General features: G+C 64.9%; 19 protein-coding genes, 1 tRNA gene, 1 rRNA gene and 1 pseudogene. 10 read left to right on the forward strand and 12 right to left on the reverse strand.

Annotation, left to right across the window (positions count from 1 at the left end; all coding sequences use genetic code 11):
- Positions 1-48: 48 nt before the first annotated feature.
- The 3 genes from I5E68_RS13125 to I5E68_RS13135 are packed head-to-tail and all read right to left on the reverse strand — an operon-like array spanning position 49 to position 1,822.
- Positions 49-540, reverse strand: coding sequence for a cytidine deaminase (locus I5E68_RS13125; RefSeq protein ID WP_197164314.1), 492 nt, complete (start codon positions 538-540; stop codon positions 49-51).
- On the reverse strand, positions 537-1,289 hold the full coding sequence (locus I5E68_RS13130) for a glycoside hydrolase family 25 protein (RefSeq protein ID WP_197164315.1): 753 nt from the start codon (positions 1,287-1,289) through the stop codon (positions 537-539). The genes I5E68_RS13125 and I5E68_RS13130 overlap by 4 nt, the downstream gene beginning before the upstream one ends.
- Positions 1,290-1,339: 50 nt before the next feature.
- On the reverse strand, positions 1,340-1,822 hold the full coding sequence (locus I5E68_RS13135) for a UPF0262 family protein (protein WP_197164317.1): 483 nt from the start codon (positions 1,820-1,822) through the stop codon (positions 1,340-1,342).
- 149 nt (positions 1,823-1,971) lie between these two features.
- Here I5E68_RS13135 and I5E68_RS13140 point away from each other — a divergent pair, with 149 nt between their 5' ends.
- On the forward strand, positions 1,972-3,498 hold the full coding sequence (locus tag I5E68_RS13140; protein WP_197164319.1) for a replicative DNA helicase: 1,527 nt from the start codon (positions 1,972-1,974) through the stop codon (positions 3,496-3,498).
- 148 nt (positions 3,499-3,646) lie between these two features.
- On the opposite strand, the gene I5E68_RS13145 is transcribed toward I5E68_RS13140, so the two are convergent.
- On the reverse strand, positions 3,647-5,119 hold the full coding sequence (locus I5E68_RS13145) for an NCS1 family nucleobase:cation symporter-1 (RefSeq protein ID WP_228726976.1): 1,473 nt from the start codon (positions 5,117-5,119) through the stop codon (positions 3,647-3,649).
- Positions 5,120-5,387: 268 nt separating this feature from the next.
- Between I5E68_RS13145 and ftsH the strand changes: the two genes are divergently transcribed.
- A complete protein-coding gene (gene ftsH, locus I5E68_RS13150) occupies positions 5,388-7,322 on the forward strand; it encodes an ATP-dependent zinc metalloprotease FtsH (RefSeq protein ID WP_197164323.1) in 1,935 nt (644 codons plus the stop codon).
- A gap of 115 nt (positions 7,323-7,437) precedes the next feature.
- On the opposite strand, the gene I5E68_RS13155 is transcribed toward ftsH, so the two are convergent.
- The 4 genes from I5E68_RS13155 to rpoZ all read right to left on the reverse strand — a co-directional run bounded on the left by I5E68_RS13155 (position 7,438) and on the right by rpoZ (position 11,028).
- A complete protein-coding gene (locus tag I5E68_RS13155; RefSeq protein ID WP_197164325.1) occupies positions 7,438-8,412 on the reverse strand; it encodes a hypothetical protein in 975 nt (324 codons plus the stop codon).
- A gap of 187 nt (positions 8,413-8,599) precedes the next feature.
- Positions 8,600-9,658, reverse strand: coding sequence for a DUF3667 domain-containing protein (locus I5E68_RS13160; RefSeq protein WP_197164327.1), 1,059 nt, complete (start codon positions 9,656-9,658; stop codon positions 8,600-8,602).
- An 81-nt stretch (positions 9,659-9,739) separates the two neighbouring features.
- On the reverse strand, positions 9,740-10,477 hold the full coding sequence (locus tag I5E68_RS13165) for a ParA family protein (RefSeq protein ID WP_323982165.1): 738 nt from the start codon (positions 10,475-10,477) through the stop codon (positions 9,740-9,742).
- A gap of 206 nt (positions 10,478-10,683) precedes the next feature.
- On the reverse strand, positions 10,684-11,028 hold the full coding sequence (gene rpoZ / locus I5E68_RS13170; RefSeq protein WP_197164331.1) for a DNA-directed RNA polymerase subunit omega: 345 nt from the start codon (positions 11,026-11,028) through the stop codon (positions 10,684-10,686).
- 320 nt (positions 11,029-11,348) lie between these two features.
- On the opposite strand from rpoZ, the gene I5E68_RS13175 reads away from it, so the two are divergent.
- The 4 genes from I5E68_RS13175 (at position 11,349) to I5E68_RS13190 (ending at position 16,114) form a co-directional block, all read left to right on the forward strand.
- Complete coding sequence (locus I5E68_RS13175; protein WP_197164333.1) at positions 11,349-13,811, forward strand: PhoX family protein; 2,463 nt, start codon at positions 11,349-11,351, stop codon at positions 13,809-13,811.
- A gap of 339 nt (positions 13,812-14,150) precedes the next feature.
- Positions 14,151-14,675, forward strand: a complete 525-nt coding sequence (locus tag I5E68_RS13180; protein WP_197164334.1) for a c-type cytochrome — start codon at positions 14,151-14,153, stop codon at positions 14,673-14,675.
- Between the two features lie 5 nt (positions 14,676-14,680).
- On the forward strand, positions 14,681-15,355 hold the full coding sequence (locus I5E68_RS13185) for a cytochrome b/b6 domain-containing protein (RefSeq protein WP_323982166.1): 675 nt from the start codon (positions 14,681-14,683) through the stop codon (positions 15,353-15,355).
- Positions 15,356-15,436: 81 nt separating this feature from the next.
- On the forward strand, positions 15,437-16,114 hold the full coding sequence (locus I5E68_RS13190) for a methyltransferase domain-containing protein (RefSeq protein ID WP_197164335.1): 678 nt from the start codon (positions 15,437-15,439) through the stop codon (positions 16,112-16,114).
- A gap of 34 nt (positions 16,115-16,148) precedes the next feature.
- On the opposite strand, the gene I5E68_RS13195 is transcribed toward I5E68_RS13190, so the two are convergent.
- Positions 16,149-17,231 (reverse strand): AraC family transcriptional regulator ligand-binding domain-containing protein, encoded by a 1,083-nt coding sequence (locus I5E68_RS13195; RefSeq protein ID WP_197164336.1) that lies wholly within the window; start codon positions 17,229-17,231, stop codon positions 16,149-16,151.
- A 138-nt stretch (positions 17,232-17,369) separates the two neighbouring features.
- On the opposite strand from I5E68_RS13195, the gene I5E68_RS13200 reads away from it, so the two are divergent.
- From I5E68_RS13200 to I5E68_RS13215, 4 genes and pseudogenes are all read left to right on the forward strand, one after another.
- Entirely contained in the window at positions 17,370-17,903 is a 534-nt protein-coding gene (locus tag I5E68_RS13200; protein ID WP_197164337.1) for a nuclear transport factor 2 family protein, read from the forward strand.
- On the forward strand, positions 17,900-18,796 hold the full coding sequence (locus I5E68_RS13205) for an SDR family NAD(P)-dependent oxidoreductase (RefSeq protein WP_197164338.1): 897 nt from the start codon (positions 17,900-17,902) through the stop codon (positions 18,794-18,796). The genes I5E68_RS13200 and I5E68_RS13205 overlap by 4 nt, the downstream gene beginning before the upstream one ends.
- A 168-nt stretch (positions 18,797-18,964) precedes the next feature.
- Positions 18,965-19,357: pseudogene (locus I5E68_RS13210) on the forward strand (nuclear transport factor 2 family protein); the annotation flags it as partial.
- 4 nt (positions 19,358-19,361) lie between these two features.
- On the forward strand, positions 19,362-20,528 hold the full coding sequence (locus I5E68_RS13215) for an FAS1-like dehydratase domain-containing protein (RefSeq protein WP_197164339.1): 1,167 nt from the start codon (positions 19,362-19,364) through the stop codon (positions 20,526-20,528).
- 24 nt (positions 20,529-20,552) lie between these two features.
- On the opposite strand, the gene I5E68_RS13220 is transcribed toward I5E68_RS13215, so the two are convergent.
- The 3 genes from I5E68_RS13220 to rrf form a co-directional block, all read right to left on the reverse strand.
- Complete coding sequence (locus I5E68_RS13220; protein WP_228726977.1) at positions 20,553-21,749, reverse strand: MFS transporter; 1,197 nt, start codon at positions 21,747-21,749, stop codon at positions 20,553-20,555.
- Between the two features lie 285 nt (positions 21,750-22,034).
- Positions 22,035-22,111, reverse strand: a tRNA-Met gene (locus I5E68_RS13225).
- A gap of 229 nt (positions 22,112-22,340) precedes the next feature.
- Positions 22,341-22,427, reverse strand: a 5S ribosomal RNA gene (gene rrf / locus I5E68_RS13230); the annotation flags it as partial.

A 22,427-nucleotide genomic window follows, 5' to 3' on the forward strand; every position in this document is an offset into this window, starting at 1 on the left:
ACGGGCCTGGAGGGAATACCGGGGGCAAGTCCGCCCCCGGTTACCCGGCTAGAGCAGATTGGCTGGCCCGAAGGCGTGGGGCAGCAGCGTCGAGAGCCGGGTCTCGAGGATGCCTTCGGCCCCGTCGCACCACACGAGCGGATCGCTCTCGCCCAGCTGCGCGACTTCGTTGAGCATTTGGCGGCAGCGCCCGCAAGGCGTGACCGTATCGCCCTGCCCCGGAGCGCCGGGCGCACCGCCGGTCACGGCCAGCGCCAGCAGCTTGCCATGCTGCGCCTCTCGCGAGGGCACGTCGACCTGCGAGAGGATCTTGGCCACCGCCACGGTCTCGGCACAGAGCGAGAGGCCGTAACTGGCATTCTCGACATTGGCCCCCGTCACGACCGAGCCATCCGCCATCATCAGCGCAGCCCCGACGTGGAAGCACGAATAGGGGGCATAGGCCCCTGCCGCTGCCTCGCGCGCCAGCGCCATCAGGCCATTGCGGGTCTCGTCCGAGACAATGAAGGCATCATCGCTGCGCTCAGGAAATTCGCTCATGGGTTCACCACTAGCCAGCGGACCGGCCCTTGCGCAATCTCGTTGGCGAGCGCGGCATTGGCGGTCCACATCGTCCAGTCGCGCCCGGCATAGTCGGGCACGAAGCGGTCGCGCACCAGCCACAGGTTGCGATCGAGCCTGCGGGCGATGCCATAGCGCGCCTCGAAACCTTGTGTGACCTTGAGCATGGTCGGCTTGCCACTATGCGTTTCGACCTGGTTGAGGAAGGTCATCAGCTCGCTCTCGACCTTGGCGTCGGAGACCGGCGTGTCGCAATCCTCGGCGAGGGCCGAAAGCTCGACCGCAGGCGGCAGGATATCGTCTTCGCGCGGGACGGTGGTGACGAAATTGGCGGCCTGGTCCTGCGCCGTCTGGCACGGATCGTAGGCATGGACCGCGCCGACCTTCATGCCCGCCGCGCGTGCCGCCTCGAAATTGGCGACGAAGCGCGGATCGCGGGCATGCGCCCCCGAACTGGCGTCGATATAAGCAAAGTCCACTCCGGTCGCTCGCGCAGACGGCCAGTTCACCGCGCCGTCCGCGGCGCCGACCTCGATACCCTGCACCGGATAGAGATCGCGTCCGGGCAACCAGTGGTGATCGTGCCACCAGGCCCAGCTTGCGCCCGATGCTCCGATCACGACGAGCAGCAGCAGAAGAAGTGCGAACCAGCGCCGCCGCTTGCGCCGCTGCGCCTTCGCGCTCTTGCCCTTTGTCCCCTGCCCGGGGCCTAGCGCCTGGTGTTTCATCGCGTGACTGCCGGCCCCTAATTGTCGTTGTCTTGGAAGATGCGGCCGCGTCAGCCGCGGATGTGAAGCACGCAGATCAGCGTGAACAGCCGCCGCGCGGTGGGATGATCGGTCTCGACCTTGCCGTCGAGGCGGTCGATGAGCAGTTCGGCGGCATCGTTGTGGATGCTGCGCCGCGCCATGTCGATCGTCTCGATCTCCTGCGCGGTCGCCTTGCGAATCGCCTGATAGTAGCTTTCGCATATCGCGAAGTATTCGCGGATCGGCCGACGGAACCGCGCCAGCCCCAGAACCAGCGTCTCGAGCGCCACGCCCTTTTCATCCGCGATCTCGAGCGACAGACGCCCGTCGCGCACCGCAAGGTGCAGATTATAGGGGCCTTCGTGCCCGCTCTCGAAGGCGCGCACAGGCTTGAACAGGTTGTCCTCGATCAGGTCGAAGATCGCGATCCGGCGCTCCTGTTCGATATCGGCATTGCGCCACAGGATGGTCGCCTCGTCGAGGGAGATATGAGTGATCCGCGGGTCGGCCATGATGCTCTTGGCCTTTACGCGCTTGCAGTATCTCCGGGCAACCCCGTGCTTTCGGGCCATTCCTTGACGCCCTTCCACAAGCTGGGGATAAAAATGGCCTGCGCGCGCCCTTGCTGGCGATGCGCACAAGGGTCAAAGGTCCAAGGCTTATGGCACAGCAGGAAGCTCTCAGACTCGCCTCTTCGGAGGGCGAAGAAACCACCGGTGCGCGCGCACTGCCCTCGAACGTCGAGGCCGAAGCCGCGTTCCTTGGCGCAGTGCTGATCGACAACCGCGTGATCGAGGAGCTGCCGACCCAGCTTTCACCGCAGCACTTCTTCGAGCCGGTTCACGCGCGCATCTACGAGCGCATCGTCACCCTGCTCGACCGCAAGGCGGTAGTCACCCCGGTCACGCTGCGTCCCTATTTCGAGGCCGACGAACAGCTCAAGGCACTGGGCGGCGTGTCCTACCTCGCGCGCCTCACCGCCGACGGACAGGGCCTGCTCGCCCCGCGCGAACTGGCAGCACAGATCTACGACCTGGCGCTGCTGCGCGAACTGATCTCGGTCGGGCGAGGCCTCGTCGAGGGGGCGATGGACACCTCGGAATCGGTCGAGCCGCAAGAGCAGATTGAGCAGGCCGAAGCCGCGCTCTACAAGGTGGCCGAAGGTGCAGCTTCCGCCAACGAGGCCAAGAGCTTCGCACAGGCGACGCACACCGCGATCTTCAACATCGAGAAGGCGTTCAACTCGGGCGGCAACATCTCGGGCAAGACCACCGGCCTCGACTCGGTGAACTCGAAGATCGGCGGCCTGCACGATTCCGACCTCATCATCCTTGCCGGACGCCCCGGCATGGGCAAGACCTCGCTCGTCACCAACATCGCCTTCAACACCTCGCAGCGCTACGTCGACGACATGGCGCTGGGCATCGAGCACCGTAAGTCGGTAGGCGCGCCCACGGCCTTCTTCAGTCTCGAAATGAGCGCCGACCAGCTTGCCACGCGTATCCTCGCCGAGCAGTCGGGCATCAGTTCCGAAGCGCTGCGCATGGGCAAGATCAGCCGCGACGACTTCCAGCAGCTCTCCTTCGCGAGCCAGCGCCTCGCCGAGCTGCCGCTGTTCATCGACGACACCCCGGGCCTCTCGATCGCCGCGCTGCGCACCCGCGCACGTCGCCTCAAGCGCCGCCACAACATCGGCCTGATCATCATCGACTACCTGCAGCTGCTTTCAGGCTCGGGCCGTGCCAACGACAACCGCGTGAACGAAATTTCCGAGATTTCGCGTGGCTTGAAGACGCTCGCCAAGGAACTGGAAGTGCCGGTGATCGCACTCTCGCAGCTTAGCCGCGCTGTCGAGAGCCGCGAGGACAAGAAGCCGATGCTCTCCGACCTTCGCGAGTCGGGCTCGATCGAGCAGGACGCCGACATGGTCTGGTTCGTCTTCCGCGAAGACTACTACGTCAACGCGACCGAGCCCAAGTTCCCCGCCGAAGGCGATCCGCCAGACGTGGTCGACAAGTGGGAAGCATGGCGCCAGCGCATGGAGCAGGTCACCGGGCTTGCCGAGCTGATCGTCGCCAAGCAGCGCCACGGTTCGACCGGCCGCGTGCGGCTCAAGTTCGAAGCGCGCATCACCAAGTTCTCGGACCTCGATGCCGACGATCCGCGCGGCGGGTTCGTTTCGGACTAAGAGACAAAGAAGGAGAGTTTCGAGGGCCATCGCCCTCGAGCTCCCCACAATGTCGACGTCCGCTAATACAGCCACGGCAGCTGGCGGGCGCCAAGGGCGACAGTAATGGGGTCAAGGGGTGTTAACCCCTTGCCTTCCCCTTATCACTTCAGGCGAGTTGTGCCTCGGGCTGTTCACCCGCCGAAAGACGCATCAGTCCCGCATAGACGAACAGCGCCACGAACACGCCGACGAACCATGCGTAGGTATAGATCTCCGACCAGATCCAGCCAAAGCCGCCAAAGCTTGCCGGGAACGAGATCTTGAGGAAGCCCGGCACATTGGGCGCGATGCCTAGTGCCAGCGCAACCAGCGCCTTCGTGTTCCAGCCGTTGCCGTAGCGATAGGGGCCCTCTTCCTCGTAGAGCCCCTCGACATCGAGCCGGGTGCCGCGCACCAGCCAGTAGTCGGCGATGAGGATGCCCGCGATCGGCCCGAGCAGCGCGCCGTAGCCTGTCAACCATGTGTAGATGTAGCCGTTGGTGCTCTCGAGCAGCTTCCAGGGCATCATGAACAGGCCGATGAAGGCAGTGATGAGCGCGCCCGTGCGGTACGAAATCATCCTCGGGTTTAGCGCGGAGAAATCGTAGGCCGAGCACACGAGGTTCGCCGCGATGTTGCACGACACGGTATCGACCGCGATCACGACGAGCCCCAGCAGCACGAAGGGGCCCGAAAGCGTTCCTGCCAGCTGCACCGGGTCCCAGATCGCCTCGCCGTAAATCACGACCGTCGCCGAAGTGGTCATCACGCTGATCAGCGCGACGAGGCCCATCGTCGGCGGCAGGCCCAGCGTCTGCCCGATGGCCTGGTCCTTCTGGCTTTTGGCGAAACGGGTGAAGTCGGGAATGTTGAGTGCGAGCGTGCCCCAAAAGCCCACCATCGCGGTCAGCGAAGGCAGATATACCGCCCAGAACTGCCCTTCCTTCGCCCCGCCTGCGACGAAGGCGGAAGGGCTGGAGAAGATCGGGCCCAGACCGCCGGCGGCATCGAGCGCCCACCACAGGAGCGCGAAGCAGGCCAGCATCTTGAGCGGCGCCGTCCATGTCTCGAGCCGGCGGATGGTGGTGATGCCCTTGCGCACGAAGAGCAGCTGGATCGACCAGAAGGCGAGGAAGGCGAGAAGTTCGCCGATACCGATGCCGAAAAAGAGCAACGGCGCGCCGCGCATGTCGGCGCCGAGGAAGATACCTAGGAGCGTGAGCAGCGCCTCGCCGCCGATCCAGGTCTGGATGCCATACCAGCCGCAGGCGACGAGCGCGCGTGCCGCTGCGGGCAGTCGTCCGCCGATGGTCCCGAAGGAGGAGCGCACGAGCACCGCGAAAGGGACGCCATAGCGCGCACCCGGGTGGCCGATCAGCAGCATCGGCACGAGGATGATGACGTTGCCCAGTACCACGACCGAGGTTGCCTGGAGCGCGGACATGCCCTGCTCGATAAGCCCGGCGGCGAGCATCCAGGTCGGCACGGCAACGATCATGCCCACCCACAGCGCGGCAAAGTGGTACCAGCACCAGTTGCGCTGCGCCGCGCCGGTCGGCGCAAGGTCCTCGTTCCAGAGCGAATGATGACTGTCTGCCAAGGTCCCCACCTCCATTATCCCGCAACGCAGCGAAACATGCTGCAAGGGCGAACCTGCCGCAAGTGGCTTCGCGGTGCCTGCGGGAGCAAGATTAGTCCGCCAGTCAGACAGATTCTGAGCCCTGCGCGCCCGTCGCACAGCGCAGGTTCCGGCCAATGCGCCGGGTTGCTCGGAATATCTGCGGAATCGATGACTGTGAGGGCCTGCGCCAGCTTGCGATTCAGCCGGGTGCGCCTACATTGGCAGGGAAAGGACGGATATTCCGACAATGAACAACGACGACCAGCCCAACGGCAATCCCTGGGTCAAGAGCCTCTTCGTCTGGGGCGGCATCTTCCTTGCCCTGCTCATCGTGGTTTCGATGTTCAGTGCCCGCGAATCCACCGGCACGATGATCCCTTACTCCGATTTCCGCGCGAAGGTCGCCGAAGGCGCCGTCTCGCAAGTGGAGATCGGCGATGAGCGGATCGACGGCAAGATGCGCAACGGCGACAGCTTCTCGACCGTGCCCGTTCCCGGCGACACCTCGCTCGCCCAGGCGCTGCAGGATCAGGGCGTGAAGTATTCGGGCAAGGCGCCCGAGCAGGGCAGCCTGCTGCTCTACATCATCGCCAACACCCTGCCCTTCCTCCTGATCGTGGGCATCGCCTTCTTCGCGCTGCGCCAGGTGCAGAAGGGCGGCGGCTCAGGTGCGATGGGCTTCGGCAAGTCCAAGGCAAAGATGCTGACCGAACGTCAGGGACGCGTCACCTTCGACGACGTCGCGGGCATCGACGAGGCGCGCGAGGAACTCGAGGAGATCGTGGAATTCCTCAAGGACCCGACCCGCTTCTCCAAGCTCGGCGGCCAGATTCCCAAGGGCGCCCTTCTCGTGGGCTCGCCCGGTACAGGCAAGACCCTGCTCGCCCGCGCCATCGCGGGTGAGGCTGGCGTGCCCTTCTTCACCATCTCGGGCTCCGATTTCGTCGAGATGTTCGTGGGCGTCGGCGCCAGCCGCGTGCGCGACATGTTCGAGCAGGCGAAGAAGAACGCGCCGTGCATCGTCTTCATCGACGAGATCGACGCGGTCGGTCGCCACCGCGGCCATGGCCTCGGCAACTCGAACGACGAGCGTGAGCAGACGCTCAACCAGCTGCTGGTCGAGATGGACGGCTTCGAGGCCAACGAGGGCATCATCATCATCGCGGCGACCAACCGCCCCGACGTGCTCGACCCCGCGCTGCTGCGCCCGGGCCGCTTCGACCGTCAGGTCGTCGTACCCGTGCCCGACATCGAGGGTCGCGAGAAGATCCTCTCGGTGCACATGAAGAAGGTGCCGCTCGCTCCCGACGTCAATGCCCGCGTGATCGCGCGCGGCACGCCCGGCTTCTCGGGTGCCGACCTTGCCAACCTCGTAAACGAGGCTGCCCTGCTCGCCGCGCGTCGCTCCAAGCGCCTCGTCGCGATGCAGGAATTCGAGGACGCCAAGGACAAGGTCATGATGGGCGCCGAGCGGCGTTCGATGGTCATGACCGACGACGAGAAGAAGATGACCGCCTACCACGAGGCAGGCCACGCCATCGTCTCGCTCAACGAGGCAGCATCGGACCCGATCCACAAGGCGACGATCATCCCGCGCGGCCGTGCGCTGGGCATGGTCATGCGCCTGCCCGAGCGCGACAGCTACTCGTACCACCGCGACAAGATGCTCGCGAACCTCTCGGTCGCAATGGGCGGCCGCGTCGCCGAAGAACTGATCTTCGGTCACGACAAAGTCTCCTCGGGCGCCTCGGGCGACATCCAGTATGCGACCAGCCTCGCACGCTCGATGGTCACCAAGTGGGGCATGTCGGACAAGCTGGGCCCGCTCCAGTACGAGGAAAGCCAGGAAGGCTATCTCGGCATGGGCGGCTCGCAGCGCACGATGGGCTCGGACGAGACCAACAAGCTGATCGACAGCGAGATCCGCACGCTGATCGACAACGCCCATGCCCGCGCGACGCAGATCCTGACCGACAAGGGCGATCAGCTCGAGGCGCTGGCCCAGGCCATGCTCGAATACGAGACGCTCTCGGGTGACGAGATCACCAAGCTGATCGAGACGGGCTCGATCGACCGTCCCAATGAACCACGTGGCCCCAGTTCGGCGCGTCCGGTCACGGGTTCGTCGATCCCCAAGTCGGGCAAACGCTATTCGGGAGGCACAGCGCCGCAGGGCGCCTGACCAGACCCGATACGGTTCTCCGACAGGAGAATGCAGGAGGGGCGCCGGGCACTGGCCTGTCGCCCCTTTTGCTTGGGCGTTCGACTTTGGGCCGATTGATCCGTGCGCCTGCCCTTCAGGCGCGCTTGCGACGGGCCGGGCGTGGCCCGGTCTCGCAGTCGATCCAGGCAAGCGCGGCGTCGATCCGCACACCATGGGCGAGCTCGACCTCCCGGTCTTCGCGCGCACGCGTTTCGGCATCGAAGGCTTGCCCCGGGTCCTTGGCATGATGCTCGAGCGGTACAATGGGGCTGGCACTGGCTGGCAGGTCCAGCAGGCACCGCGTACGCGCCACCGCCCGGGCGGGATCGTCTACGATCTCTCGATAATCGATGCTGCGCGCCCCTTGTGGATCGAAGCAAGCAAAGCTGCGGGCTTGCGCCCATTCGAGCAATGCTGCCAACCGCACCACCTGGTCGAGCGGATCGCGTACGCCGTTAGCGGCCAGCGGCATGAGCCGGGCGACATCCGCGTCAGTCTGCGCCGTGTGCTGAACGCAGCGCGCCACCCATGCGAGGCGATCGCGCCCGCCACGGATACATGCCCGCAACCAGGCGCGCCGCTCCATGGTCACGAAGACCGCCTTTTCGAGAAGCCCGCACGCGGCCAGGTCAGGCAGTAGCGGATTTACCCAGTTCGACGGCTTCACCACGACCGGCAGCGCGGCATCGGCCAGCCCGCCAAAGTGAGTATCGAGGAATTCGACCCAGCCGGTCATGGCTTGCGCGCGGCCCAGCATGCGCAGTTGCGGGGCCTGGTCGGCGAGGTCGACGAGCGCCTGCGGTTCGCGCAAGGCAAGCACATCACGCGGCTGCTCGAGCAGATGGCTCAGCAATGTCGATCCGCAAAAGCCGACATGGAATATCCAGCCACGCACTGCAGTCGTGCTCGGATCGAGCAACGCGCGCATGCGCGCGACATCGTAGCTGTCGGAGGAGCTCCAGAAAGCCTGGCGTCCATCGAGAAAGCTCGCTGCCTGCAACGCCTCGAGCCGCACTTCCACGATCTGGACGCGTCGCTTGAGCGCGTCGATGCGATGGACGAACCTCATCTCCCCACCCCGATCGGCAATGCCAAGCTGACGGGCGCCCGGGGCGCCTTCTGGTACGTTTGCATGGCCACGACCTGCGCGTGCAGGCTGGCAAACGATATCGCTTATCGATGGAGGATGGCTGCAGGCCGACCAACGGCAGCGGCGTCAGCCCCTTGCTTTCGTACCTAGCTTCGCATCGGGTCGGTCAGCCGACGAGACCGAGAAAAACCAGCGCCGTCGCGAACAATCCGAGCACAATCTGGATCAGGCACAACAGAACCACCGTGCGCCACAGCGTGGACCCGGCGGATAGTTCGTATGTCCCCTGGAGATGGCGGTAAATATGTACGCAAGCGATTGCGGTGCAGCCGAGCAGGAGGGTTTCGCTCGCCACGCCCAGCGCCCCGATGATCGTCGCGACGATCCCCAGCATCGTCATGAAGGCAAGCGAATAGGTGACGAAGACCGCATGATCGTAGAGGCCGAAGCGCCGCCGCCACAGGAAGAGCAAGGCCACGAAGGGAACCGACAGCGGGATCAGCAACCACGAGAACTTGTAGGCCGTCGTCTGAAGCTTGTAGAGCATCAGCCCCGGGTTGTCCCGCCACTTGCCGATCCCCTTGTCGAGCCGCTTCCAGCCCGAATGCATCTGCTCGGTACCGGCATCCTTCTCGCGCATGAACGCAGGCAGCGCGCGCAGGCCGGCGAGGTTCTCCTCGGTCGTCGCGAGCGCCTGGCGCTTCTCGGCGCTTTCTGCCGGATCCATGTCGTCCGCGGCAAGGTCGGCAAGCAAGTCCTTGCGCTTCTCGACAAGGCGCTCCTCGCTGGCCGCTATATGTTCGGCTGTGCTGGTCTCACCCGTCCGTACGGGCGGCGATATGCCCATGATCTGCAGCACCGCGAACATGACGAAGATCGAGAACAGGAACAGCGCCATCGGCGAAACGAAGGCCACACGCTGGCCATCGACATAGCGCCGGGTCAATTGCCCCGGCTTCCACGCGAGCATCGGTAGCGTGGCCCAGGTACGCCCCTCGAAGTGAAGTACACCATGCAGGATATCGTGGAACAGCGCGCCGATCGTGCGATGAACATGCGCGTGCTGCCCGCAAGCGTGGCAATGCGATCCGACCAGATGCGTGCCGCAATTGAGGCACTCGGTCTCGTGGGTGTGGCCCGTATCGTCGGGCCGCCCACCTTCGATGGCGGCACCGACCAGCGCGCCCTCGGCCATCGTGCCGATCCCGTCTACCAAGTCACTCATGCGTCGTCGCACCCCTGCTGCACGGCGAAATTGTACCGCGATGCAGCGTGAGTGCAATGCAAGCGTTTTCCTGCCGCCCGACTAGCGCTCGGCCAGCTTCTTCTCGATAGCAGCCCACAGCCGCGCGAAAGCCTGCGCGGCAGGGCTGGAGGGCGCCAGTTCACCGACCGGCTGACGGCGAACGGCGCATTGCTCTACGGCGCTGGCGTAGGGGATGGCGGGCCAGTTGGGATGGGCCTCGCGCTGCTCGCGGTGCAGCGTGCGGCGCATGTCGAGCATCGAGAGCACCGGCAGGATCGGGGGATGGCGCCGGGTATTGCCCGCGATCTCGCGCACGACGAGATCGAAGGCGCGCGAAGACAGCGGCGATGGCGGGAGCGGTACGATCACCACGTCGGCGGCACGCACGACCTGCGCGGAAAGCTCGTTCATGACCGGCGGGCAGTCGAGAATGACGCGCTGATAGTCGCGCCCCAGATCCCGCGTCAGCTTGGCGAGGCGCTTGCGCTTGCCGATCTGGGTGAGCTGCGCATCGAGCGCACGGATCGACTCGTCGGCCGGAAGAACGTTAATGCGCTCGTAGCTGGTTTTCTGGATCAGCTTGGAAGGTGCGGCGTCCTTCGAGAAGACCTCGCCCGCCTGCTTCGAGCAGCGCGGTTCCAACCCATAGAGAAATCCCGAACCGCCCGCCGCGTCGAGATCCCAGAGCAATGTCCGGAAACCCGATATCTGCGCCGCGCACCAGGCCAGGTTCGCCGAGAAGGTGGTTTTGCCGACACCGCCCTTGACGCTGTAGACGGCAATCGTTGCTCCGGACACGCCGGAGGGACCGTCCGACTTACCGGACGATCCCCCCAGAAGCCCCGCGATACGGGGAAGTGTCTTGTTCTTGCCTGCCACGCCGATATCGATGCATGGCACGCTTCAGGCAGTCAACCCGCCGCCGGTATCGTCATGAAACGCACCCGGGGGCAGATCCCGCCTTCCGCCGACGAACGCGTATCGCGTCCGGGCAGGCAGACGGATCAGCCGTCGTAGTCGCCGCCCAGCGAGGTGTTGCGCGTGGGCGCCGAAGCGGTGATGCGCAGGGCCTCGGCCGACTGGCTGAGCGAACCGATCTCGTCCATCTCGTCGTCGTCGTCGGGAAGGACGCGCTGCATCGAAGTGACCAGCGATTCCTTGAGGGTGGTCGGCACCACGGTCTGCTCGGCGATTTCGCGCAGGGCCACGACCGGGTTCTTGTCGCGATCGCGCTCGAGCGTGAGTTCGGCGCCGCCCGAAATCTCGCGCGCACGCTGTGCGGCAAGCAGAACGAGATCGAAACGGTTGGGAATCTTGTCGACGCAATCTTCGACAGTAACGCGCGCCATGGGCACTCCGTAAGAAACTGGATGTCTGAAAGGCCGCCTCCTAACGCCTCGGTCGCGCAGAGTCAAGAAAATCGCGAAAAATGGCGGTTTTCCGACATGTCCAGAGGTCGTCCGCGCGGCTTGCACCCTTCATCCAGCAGGCTCGGATGCCCGCCCCTTGCGCCCCCTTCGCCGCACCGTGCGTGTCGGACCGTCAAGTACGGGTCATACGAAGGTCAGCAAAGCTACATGCAACCGCCATCGAAATGGCGTCTGCTTGTCACGCAAGGCCCCTAGCTACCCGTCACCACCTTTCCAGACGGGGCTTTTTCGACATAACCATGAAAGATCCCGCGCTCGGCTATACCGAGGCGGACACCGACACGAACGACAGCGCGGCTCCCTCGCTCGAATCGCTGGCAGCGGATCGCTACTCGCGCCGCCAGGCGATCTTCGGCGGCGCCAAGGCCACCAGCCTTGCTTTCATGGGCACTGGCATGCTGGCGGCCTGCGGCGATGATGACGGCGGCAACAACGGCGCACTCGTCGTGAGCGCAGGCAGCAGCGCCGCCACCAGCGCCGGCCGCACCGTCACCCTGACCGGCACCGTCACTTCGGGTGCGAGCACGACCACCAACGCTCGCTGGACCCAGCGCAGCGGACCGACCGTGACCCTCGAGGGTTCGGGCGCGAGCGTCTCGTTCATCGCTCCCGCGGTCGAGAGCGCAACCGACATCGTCTTCGAATTCATCGCCTCGAATGCACTGGGCAGCCAGGCCTCCTCGCAGACCACCGTGCGCGTATCGCCGGCAGTCCTTGGCTTCAGCGCGGTCGGCCACAGCCTCGAGGACATCGTCGTGGTTCCCGAAGGCTACTCGGTCACCGTCATGACCCGTCTCGGCGACCCGCTCACTGCGGCGACCCCGGCCTATGCCAACGACGGCAGCGACGCCGACTTTGCCAACCGCATCGGCGACCATGCCGACGCCCTCGCCTACTTCGGCCTGTCCGACGCCGGTGCGCCCGATGCCGGCGCCAATGGGCGCGGCCTCATGGTCCAGAACCACGAGAACATCACCGAGAGCTACCTGCACCCCAACGGCCCGACCACGGTCGGCGGCGCGCGCCCGCTCGATGAAGTGCTCAAGGAGATCGAGTGCCACGGCGTCTCGGTCGCCGAATACGTCGACAATGGCGATCGCAACTGGACCTACGTGCAGGACAGCGCCTTCAACCGCCGCGTCACGCCCAATACGGTGATGTCGTTCCACGGCCCTGCCGCCGGCAATGCCTGGCTGCAGACGATGTACTCGCCCGAAGGCACCGCGGGCCGCGGTACGATCAACAACTGCGCCAACGGCGTGACCGGCTGGCACAGCTACCTCACTTGCGAGGAGAACTTCCACGGCTATTTCCGCCGCGACAGCGCCGACGATGCGCTGCGCTCCGAACGCCAGCTCGCCTCGCTGCGTCGCAACGGCGTGACCAGCCGCTCGGGCTCCTACGCCTGGTCGACGGCCTCGAGCACCGACACGCGCATCACGCGCTGGAACGCCACCACCACCAGCGCCACCACCGCTGCCACCAGCGACTTCCGCAACGAGCCGTTCCAGTTCGGCTGGGTCGTCGAGATCGATCCCTACGATCCCGCCTCGACCCCGCGCAAGCGCACCGCGCTCGGCCGCTTCGGCCACGAAGGTGCCTTTGCCCAGATCGTCGCGGGCCAGCCGGTCGGCGTCTACATGGGTGACGACTCGCGCGGCGAATATCTCTACAAGTACGTCTCGAACGCGAATTTCGACGCCGCCGATACCGACGCCGCCGATCGCCTCGCTACCGGCGACAAGTACCTCGACAACGGCACGCTCTACGTCGCGCGTTTCAATGCGGACGGCACCGGCACCTGGCTGCCGCTGGTCTTCGGACAGGTTCCCGCCCGTCCCGCTTCGGGCAGCTATCCCGAGTACGCCTTCGAGAGCCAGGCCGACATCCTGATAAACTGCCGCCTTGCGGGCGATGCCGTTGGCGCCACGCCGATGGACCGTCCCGAGTGGACCGCAGGCAACCCGGCCACCGGCGAGATCTACCTCACGCTGACCAACTCGAACAATTCGAACCGCCCGGTCGACGGTACCAACGCCGCCAACCCGCGTTCGTACTGGGGTTCGGGCAACCCCAACGGACACATCGTGCGTCTGCGTGAAGATGGCGACACCACCGCCGCCATGACCTTCACCTGGGACATCTACCTGTTCGGTGCCGACACCCTCGACACCGACACGGCCGACGAGCAGGCCAACATCAACGTCTCGAACCTCGACCTCAGCAACGACTTCTCGAGCCCCGACGGCGCGTACTTCTCGCGTGCATCGGCGCCTTCGGGCCAGTTCAACCCGCTGTTCTGGATCGAGACCGACGACGGTGCGATGACCGACGTGACCAACTGCATGCTGCTCGCTGCACAGCCCGGCACGGTCGGCGACGGCGGTGCGCGGACGATCAACAACACCAACCCCAACACCGGCGCGACCGGCAGCCAGGCCACCTTCGTCGGCGCTTCGGCCTCGGCGGCGAACCTGCGCCGCTTCCTCGTCGGCCCGACCCAGTGCGAGATCACCGGCATCGACATGACGCCCGACGGGCGCACGCTGTTCGTCGGCATCCAGCACCCGGGCGAGCGCGGCGATGCCGCCAACATCACCAGTAACTGGCCGGCCAGCCAGACCGACGCCGATGCCACCGCGCGCCCGCGCTCGGCAATCGTGGCGATCACCAAGAACGATGGCGGCGTGATCGGCCTGTGAGCGTGTCTGGCCTGTGAGCCGGGCCTGGACGCCGCACGTGATCCCCTTTCGGGGAATGCAGGGGGAGGAAGCATCCACGGGTGCTTCCTCCCTTACGCTTTCGCAAACGGGGCCTGGTGCCTTTCGCCAGGCGGAAACGCCCGAACCCGGACTTGCCGCAAGGGCTTGCATCCGCGAGCGGTCTGCGCGCACACTGGTGAACACTCATTCCTGCCTGCCCCGGCTCGCCGCCGAGGCGCTGGCATCGCAACTTTGGCAGGCCTCGTGCGTTGGGAGCGCACGAACCAGCCCGTCCTGGAATTTCGACACCCGCAACCCCGTCACCCGGAGAACTGACCCATGGCATCGAAGACCGCCCTGCGACTGACCGTACCCGCTGCAGCCCTCGCGCTCGTCCTGTCCGCCTGCTCGGGCTCCGCGCCGAGCGACGATGCGACCCAGGCCGATCTCGAGACCGCCGCTGCGGCCGCTGATCCCGAAGACACGATCGAAGCGCGCGAGGACAACTTCAAGGCAATCGCCAAGTCGATGAAGGCGGTGAAGGGCCAGCTCGATTCAGACAGCCCCGATTTCGCGGTAATCTCGGAAAATGCAGCGGAAATGGCTGCGAACGCCAAGAAGGTACCCGACTTCTTCCCCGCCGGCACCGGCCCCGATTCCGGCGAAGACACCGAGGCCCTCGCCACGATCTGGGAGCGCCCCGAAGAATTCCAGGCAGCGGCAGCCAAGCTGATCACCGCGACCGACAACCTGAACACCGCCGCTGGCGCTCAGGACCTTGCCGCAGTCAAGACCGCGTTCGGCGAGGCCGGCATGGCCTGCAAGGGCTGCCACGACGAATTCCGCATGAAGAAGAAGGACTGACACCGGTGAAGGGTCCCGCGGCAAACCGAGTGCGCCTCTGGGACCTTCCCGTGCGCATCGTTCACTGGAGTTTTGCGGGGCTGATCCCCGCGCTCTGGTGGACAGCAGAAAACGACGAGATGGCCTGGCACATGCGACTGGGTACAGTCCTGCTGGGCCTGCTCGTGTTCCGCATCCTTTGGGGCTTCGCGGGTAGCTCGACCGCACGCTTTGCCAACTTCGTACGCAGTCCGGGCGCAGTGTTCCGCTATCTGGCCTCGCTGTTCGGCAAGGGGCCCCACGCTCTGTCCATCGGCCATAATGCGGCAGGTGGCTGGAGCGTCGTCGCCCTGCTCGGCCTGATGAGCTTGCAGGTCAGCCTCGGCCTCGTGGCTGGCGATCCCGACTATGGCAGTGCAGGACCGCTCAATCATCTGGTCGGCTTCGAGTTCGCCTACGATGCGACCGAGTGGCACACCGAACTGGTGTTCAATCTGATCCTCGTGTTCGTCGGACTGCACCTTGTCGCGATCGCGTTCTATCGCATCGTGCGCCGTGACAACATCATCGCCCCGATGGTCACCGGTTCGCGCCCGGTCCCCCAGGGGTTCACCGGTATGACCCCGGCCCCTGCATGGCGCATACTGGCCTGCGCCCTCGCAGCGCTTGTCCTCGTCGCATGGATCTGGCTCGGCGCCTGAGCGCTTTCAGCGTTCCGGCAGATAAGTATCTGACCTGATTGCTCTACTGCCAGCTCCTCACCATCCTGCAAATAAGGCGCGATGGTGAGAGACAAAACGGTGATGGACAATGATGCGCGGCCCATGTCGGGCGACAACAGCTACATCTACTTCGGAAACCTGTTCCCGCACGAACCCCAGTACCGTTCGGGCCGTTTCCTCGGACTTGCCCTCACCCCGCGCTTCGACCGCGACATCGCGCACGACGCCCGCGCGGCCCTGCCCTTCGACGACGGCAGTGTACCCGGCTTCCAGTCGCAGGACGTGTTCGAGCACGTCGAACGCGAAAAGGTCCCCGCAATCCTCGACGACATCTACCGATGCCTGCGCGATGGAGGCCTCTTCCGGCTTAGCCTGCCCGACTACAACAGCCCCCTGCTGCGACGGCGCTCGGCCTACGACCATACCGGCAGGGTGCTGTACGACGTGGCCATGGGCGGAGCGCTGCAGGCCGCCATGGCCGGCGATGTCGAGGTCAGCCTTCCGCCGGGCGGCGACACGCACTTGTGGTTTCCCACCTTTCACGGCCTGCTCGAAGTAATTCTGGCCTCACGTATCCGCCACTGCGAGGAAATCCACTTTTACCACTACTGGCGCAATCCCGAGGAATGGGTGGTCCAGCCCTTCGACCAGTCGCTGATGCCGGTCAGCCGGGTTCCGCCCGCCGACATGCGCGCAGGCGGCAAGCCGATCTCGCTGGTGGTCGATTTCGTCAAGTAGACCAGGCCCGGTCCGCACACTGGCGGGCCAAGAGTCATGCAGTCCCCGCAAGTCGCGCGCGCAGGACGCTGGGCGGTGCCCCGAGATGGCGGCGGCAGTAGCGCGTCATGACCGAGTGCTCGGCAAAGCCCAGCCTTTCGCAGATGACCGGCAGCGCCAGACTGGTGTCCTCGAGATAGTACCCCAGCAATTCCCGGCGCACCTCGTCCTTGATGCGGCTGATGGAGGTCCCTTCCGCCCGCAGGCGGCGATGGAGTGTGCGCACGTGCATGCACAGGACTCCCGCAACACTCTCGCACGAGCCGCCGCCAACGGCCAGCTGGCGCAGGACGACCGCGCGCACCCTGGCGTGAAATGGTGGCTCGCGATGCGTGAAGCCGTGTTCGATGCGCGCCAGTGCCTGTGCCAGCGCGTAGGGATCGGGGGCGACAATAGGCGCAGCAAGGTCCTGCGCATCGAAACTGATTCCGTCCGCCCTTTGCCCGAACCGCACTTCGCAGCCGAAATAGCGACGATAGACGCGCATTGAGGACATGGCCTCGTGGCGAAAACACACCTGCCTCGCCCGCGCCCGTCCGCCGGTGAGCGCCATCGCGACGAGATGCCCGGCTAGCAGGATCTGCTCGATCGCCTGGCGCCGGCCACGAGTCCCGGATATCAGGATATCGTGTCCCACGAAGACCTGCCCGGTCGCGCCGACACGCTCGCGCCAGACCCGTGCCGCGAGGCTGTGCGCATAGACATGATGTGCCGCGTAATCGAGCGCTTCCCCGTAATTGCGTGCATTGCGCATCGCCGCACCGAGCGGCCCGAAGATGCCGGGGCCGTTCTGGCGCGCGGCGAGACGAAGCCCGAAGTCGGAGCATCCCAGCCGTGCAGCCGCGACCTCGAGCAAGCGCACGGCGTCGCCATACGTCAGGGCCCGCGCTCCTGCGCAGGCGACCTCGGCTGTGCCGCCGATACTGCCGGAAGGCAGCGGCACTGCGGCCTCGCGAGCCACCATCGCGGGATCGCCTCCCAGTTCGCTCACGAGTTGCTCGAACTGGTCGAGCATTCTTGCATGAACGATATCGTAAGCCTGCTGGCTCGGCCCCTCCTTGGAGAGTGTTCCGGCCATCGCCGACTCCTGCTGCGGACTTGGTGCAGTGCTCTTGGCGACTTCTCTCTCCATGTCGGCACTACGGAAATTTTGTCCGAAATTGTCAAGCAGTCGGGTCGCCCGGCGTGCCAGTCTCTCCTCCCGGAGAGAGGAAGCATGGAAACAGAACTCAGGACTTTGGTCGATCGCGCCGCGATACGGTGGTGTATCGAGACCCTTGCACGCGGCGAGGACCGCCGCGATGCGCAATTGATCGGCAGCTGCTGGTGGCCCGATGCCACGTACGACTTCGGCGTGAAAGCGGGGTCCTACGACGAATACCTGGACTGGGTGGTCCCCGGCTCGGACGCCATCGCCAATACCCAGCACGTGCTAGGGCAAAGCTACATCGTTCCGGATGCGAACGACCATGCAAAGTGCGAGACCCATGTCCTGTCCTACCACCGCATCGTCACAGGCCAGGGCGACACCGACATGTGCATAGGCGGTCGCTATCTCGATAATTTCGAACGACGCGAAGGCGAATGGCGCATTGCCCGGCGCGTCATGCTCTACGACTGGTGCAATGACTGGGGGCCTTCGACCGACTGGGCCAGCGGGCTGATGGGACAGCCCTTCCCTGCCGACCACTACGCCGGGCACGCGAGCGGCGATTTCTCCGAGCACTTCTTCACGACGGTCCGACCTTGAGCGCACCACTGGCCGGAAAAGTGGCGCTCGTCACCGGAGCGAGCCGAGGCATCGGTAAGGGCATCGCGCTCGTTCTCGCCGAACAAGGAGCTTGCGTCTACGTCACCGGACGCACCGTCAAGGAAGGCGACTACTACCTGCCCGGCACCGTCGGCACGACGGCGCGCGAATGTACCGCACGCGGGAGTGTCAGTGGCGGATCGGGCATCGCGGTCACGTGCGATCACAGTGACGACACGGCGGTTGCGGCCCTCTTCGCACAGATAGAGCGCGAGCAAGGCCGCCTCGACATCCTCGTCAACAGCGCGACACAGCTCTCCGAGGACCTACTCGACCCGGCTCCGTTCTGGGAAAAGCCGCTGTCCAATCTCGAGATGTGGGACGTGGGAATGAGATCCTACTTCACCGCATCTTACCATGCCGCGAAGATCATGGCCCGGCAGGGATCGGGGCTCATCGTCATGATATCGGGCTACACCGGGGTGACCTACACCTATGGGGTGGTATTCTCCGCGACCAAGTGCACCGTCGATCGCATTGCGCGCGACATGGCCATCGAACTCGAACCCTACGGTGTTGCCGCCGTCTCATTGTGGCAAGGGCTGACGCTGACCGAGAAGGCCCGCGACAATCTCGCGCGTGCCGCAGACAAGATGACCGGGTCAGTCGCGGGGCAGAGCGGTTCCTCGGTCGAACATCCCGGCCGGGTGATTGCCGCCATGGCCTGCGATCCAGCGATTATGGATCGCTCGGGCGGGACCTACATCACTGCCGAACTCGCCGATCACTATGGCGTTGTCGATATCGACGGGCGCCGGATCGAGACCATGCGTGCAAAGCGGGGCAGCCCACTGTGGGGGCCAATCCGGGAGAACGACTATCATGGGCACTGAGAGCGGGGCACCCCAAGAACGCGAACGCGCGATCGACGCGATGCTTGCCAAGCAGGCGATACGCGAGGCGCTAGAAGCCTTCTCGCGCGGGATGGACCGGTTCGACCGCGAGCCTACCTCTCCGCCTTCTGGGACGACGCGCAGGTCGCGGCCGGTCCCTTCGTAGGTTCTGCCCGGGAATGCTGGGACTGGGCCGTGCCAATGCACGAACAAGGCCAGAGCCTTACCCAGCATGGCCTGCTGCATTCCGACATCGACCTCGACGGCGACGTCGCCCATGCCCAGACCTACTATCAGTTCGTGGCGGTGAACCGCGATGGCACTCTGGTGATCGCGGGCGGACGTTACATCGACCGGCTGGAGCGACGCTCGGGAAGCTGGCGCATCGCCTTGCGTACCAATCTCGTGGAATGGGCTGGCATGCCGCCCGCAATTGCGGTGCCCTTCGCCGAATTGCCCGACATCGCTGCCAATGGTCTTTCCTCCCGTAGCCCTGCTGACCCCTCCTACCAGCGCCCGCTGATCAACCGGCGCGAGCCCGCCAACCCGGCCAAAGGATAACCCCATGAGCGAAGCCATCCTCGATTGCTCGGATCTCGACCAGTACCTCGGCAAGACCGTCGAGTCCTCGCCGATCCGCGAACCTCTGGGCAACACGGACATTCGCCGCTGGGTCCATGCGATGCACTACCCCAACCTCGTCCACTTCGATCGCGACTATGCCGCGCAAAGCCGCTGGGGTCGGCTGGTCGCTCCGCAGAGCTTTCCCGTGGCGATGGACGAGAGCCATGGCACGGCCGGGGCCTGTCTTGGGCGCATCCCGGATTCGCACCTGCTCTTCGCCGGCGACGAATTCTGGCACTACGGCCCGCGCATCTTCGGCGGCGACGTGATCAGCAACGAGCGCATCGCCCACGACTACACGGTCAAGGAAACCGGCTTCGGCCCGACCTGCTTCCAGCGCGGCGACAACTACTACCGCAACCAGCACGGCGAGCTCATCTGCAAACAGCGTTCCACTGCCCTGCGCTACAATGCTGCAGCGGGCGGTGCGCGCGTCGATCCCGCGCAATTCGAGGAACCGGAGTGGAGCGACGACGAAATCGAGGCCCTCGAGGCGCGCAAGTTCACCTGGATAAAGATGCTGCACGACCTCGGCCACGACGAGCGCTGGTGGGACGATGTAGCGATCGGCGACCAACTACCGGAGCGCGTCTTCGGGCCGCACTCGGTCGCCAGCTTCACCACGGAATGGCGCGCCTACCTGTTCACCATCTGGGGCACGATCGACCGGCGCCAGATCGACATGGAAGCGCTTGGCTTCACCCGCGAGATGGCAGGGCACGAGAACGACCCGGTGATGGAGCGCATCAACCCCGAACTGACTGACGGCGCCTATTACGGCCCCTCGCGTGGCCACTTGTTCCCGCGCTATGCCCGCAAGATCGGGATGCCCCGTGCCTACGGATACGGCGCCTCGATGGGCAGTTGGATCACTGACTACCTTGCAGGATGGGCTGGCGAACATGGCATGGTGGTGCACTCGATCGCCAACTACCGCGGTCCGGCACTTTCGGGAGACATCACCATCCAGACCGCTGAAGTAACCGACAAGTCCATCGAAGAGGATGGTCGCCATCTCGTCCACGTTAAGCATCTGATGCAAAACCAGAACGGCGTGAAGATGTGCCTCGGCACTGCCGAGATCGCCCTGCCCGTCCGGCCCGGTTGAGCTCGTCGGGCCAAGCAACCGGGGTCACCCTCGCCGCAGGCGCGGCCAGGCCGCCGCGAAGATTGCCAGTGCGACACCCGTAAGCCCCAGTCCCGCAAGGACCGGCGAGCGCATGCCCAGCCCCGCATCGACCGCGAGCGCTCCACCGATTGCGCCAACGGCATTGGCGATATTGAAAGCGGCCATGTTGAGCGCCCCCATCATCGTTGGCGATTCAGGCGCCATGTGCATCATCTGCACGGTGATCGAGGGAACGGCCGCATTGAGCAGGAACGAACTCACGAACAGCAGGCCCAGCATCGCGACCGCCTGTCCCGCCAGAAGGTAGAGGACCAGCATTGCCACCATGGCAGCGATCAGCGATCCGACCAGAGCGCGAAACCGGTAACGGTCGGCCATGCCACCACCCCACAGTGCACCGAGCGCGATACCGAAACCGATCAGCATCTGCGCGAGCGGTATCATGCCCGCGGGCAATAGCGCCACGTCGGTAACCAGCGGTCCGATGAAGGTGTAGATCGCGAAGAGGCTGGAAACCGCAAAGGAGCCAAACAGGACCATGATCCACACATTGCCCCGACGCAGCGAAGCCAGCTCGTTGCTGATCGGACCGCCGGCCAGATCGGACCGCTGCGGGACAAGCATGACCAGTGCAAGCGCTGCCACGAGCGCGAGCAGGCCGATCGCCGCGTAGGCCACGCGCCAGTCGAATTGCTGGCCGATATAGGTGCCCAATGGCGCACCGGCGATGGTGGCGACAGAAATCCCGAAAAATACCAGCGAGACGGCCCGCCCGGCGCGCTCGGGGCCCACTATGCGGGTCGCGACAAGCGAAGCAGCCCCGAAATAGACACCTTGCGGCAAGCCCGAGATGAAACGCCCCGCGACCAGCAAAACCAGATCGCCGGCCAGAGCCGTCATGCAGTTCGCCAGAAAGGCCAGCAGGATCAGTCCCACCAGCAAGCGTTTCTTGTTGAGCCTTGCGGTTGCGATCGTGATCAGCGGCGCACCGATGGTCACGCCGATCGCATAAGCTGTAATTGCATTGGTCGCGACTGGAATAGTCAACGACAGGTCGCGCGAGAAGAGCGGCAACAGGCCCATGCTCGCAAACTCGGACGTAGAGATTGCGAAGGCGCCCAGTCCGAGCGCGAACAGGGCAGCAGCGCTGCCTCGGCTCTTAGACCTATCTTGCACGAGGGGTGTGATCGCTTGCGACATGCCGCTCCACTTTCTGACAGGGGTCCTGCGTGGTCGCGCCTCGCAGGAACAATTTCCGCTGGTCTAGAGGACAGGATTTGGTCGCATAACCGGCTCTCGTGTTGGTGACGCGGTGAGCATTCCTCAACCACGATCCGAGGCTCGAGCGGCATAATCAGGCTTAACGAGAGCCTATCGTTCAGCACCTGGTGCCACTTGTTGCGACAAGCTGCCACGCAATTGTTGCGGCTCTGGTGCGGACACAAAAAAAGGCGCCGTTGGCGCCTTTGTCGTAAGTGTTTGGATTGGTTGCGGGGGTAGGATTTGAACCTACGACCTTCAGGTTATGAGCCTGACGAGCTACCGGGCTGCTCCACCCCGCGTCACCATATTGTTGGCCTCATGCGCCGGCGCCGACGTGCGTCGGCTTGGCTATCCTCCCGCCTGTCGGCGGTCCGGACGGCCGTTTGGCCTTGCGAAGCCTGTGGCTTCGGGGCGTTGGCCTGAGACCTTGCGCCTTTTTAGAGACGCAAAAAGGGCCCTTGAGGGGCCCTTTTCTGGGCGGATGCCCTTTGTCATTGTGATGGGTTTTTTGATCACGCCGGCTTCAATGCCTGGCGACGTCCTACTCTTCCGACGCTTGAGCGTAAGTACCATTGGCGCTGTCAGGTTTCACGGCCGAGTTCGAGATGGGATCGG

The sequence above is a fragment of the Novosphingobium aureum genome (genome assembly GCF_015865035.1).
In the GTDB taxonomy this organism is placed as follows: domain Bacteria; phylum Pseudomonadota; class Alphaproteobacteria; order Sphingomonadales; family Sphingomonadaceae; genus Novosphingobium; species Novosphingobium aureum.

Excerpts from the sequence above, each read along its gene's own strand:
- I5E68_RS13125 (WP_197164314.1), bottom strand. The coding sequence starts at position 540 with ATGAGCGAATTTCCTGAGCGCAGCGATGATGCCTTCATTGTCTCGGAC.
- I5E68_RS13130 (WP_197164315.1), bottom strand. The coding sequence starts at position 1,289 with ATGAAACACCAGGCGCTAGGCCCCGGGCAGGGGACAAAGGGCAAGAGC.
- I5E68_RS13135 (WP_197164317.1), bottom strand. The coding sequence starts at position 1,822 with ATGGCCGACCCGCGGATCACTCATATCTCCCTCGACGAGGCGACCATC.
- I5E68_RS13140 (WP_197164319.1), top strand. The coding sequence starts at position 1,972 with ATGGCACAGCAGGAAGCTCTCAGACTCGCCTCTTCGGAGGGCGAAGAA.
- ftsH (WP_197164323.1), top strand. The coding sequence starts at position 5,388 with ATGAACAACGACGACCAGCCCAACGGCAATCCCTGGGTCAAGAGCCTC.
- I5E68_RS13155 (WP_197164325.1), bottom strand. The coding sequence starts at position 8,412 with ATGAGGTTCGTCCATCGCATCGACGCGCTCAAGCGACGCGTCCAGATC.
- I5E68_RS13160 (WP_197164327.1), bottom strand. The coding sequence starts at position 9,658 with ATGAGTGACTTGGTAGACGGGATCGGCACGATGGCCGAGGGCGCGCTG.
- rpoZ (WP_197164331.1), bottom strand. The coding sequence starts at position 11,028 with ATGGCGCGCGTTACTGTCGAAGATTGCGTCGACAAGATTCCCAACCGT.
- I5E68_RS13175 (WP_197164333.1), top strand. The coding sequence starts at position 11,349 with ATGAAAGATCCCGCGCTCGGCTATACCGAGGCGGACACCGACACGAAC.
- I5E68_RS13180 (WP_197164334.1), top strand. The coding sequence starts at position 14,151 with ATGGCATCGAAGACCGCCCTGCGACTGACCGTACCCGCTGCAGCCCTC.
- I5E68_RS13190 (WP_197164335.1), top strand. The coding sequence starts at position 15,437 with ATGGTGAGAGACAAAACGGTGATGGACAATGATGCGCGGCCCATGTCG.
- I5E68_RS13195 (WP_197164336.1), bottom strand. The coding sequence starts at position 17,231 with ATGGCCGGAACACTCTCCAAGGAGGGGCCGAGCCAGCAGGCTTACGAT.
- I5E68_RS13200 (WP_197164337.1), top strand. The coding sequence starts at position 17,370 with ATGGAAACAGAACTCAGGACTTTGGTCGATCGCGCCGCGATACGGTGG.
- I5E68_RS13215 (WP_197164339.1), top strand. The coding sequence starts at position 19,362 with ATGAGCGAAGCCATCCTCGATTGCTCGGATCTCGACCAGTACCTCGGC.
- I5E68_RS13220 (WP_228726977.1), bottom strand. The coding sequence starts at position 21,749 with ATGTCGCAAGCGATCACACCCCTCGTGCAAGATAGGTCTAAGAGCCGA.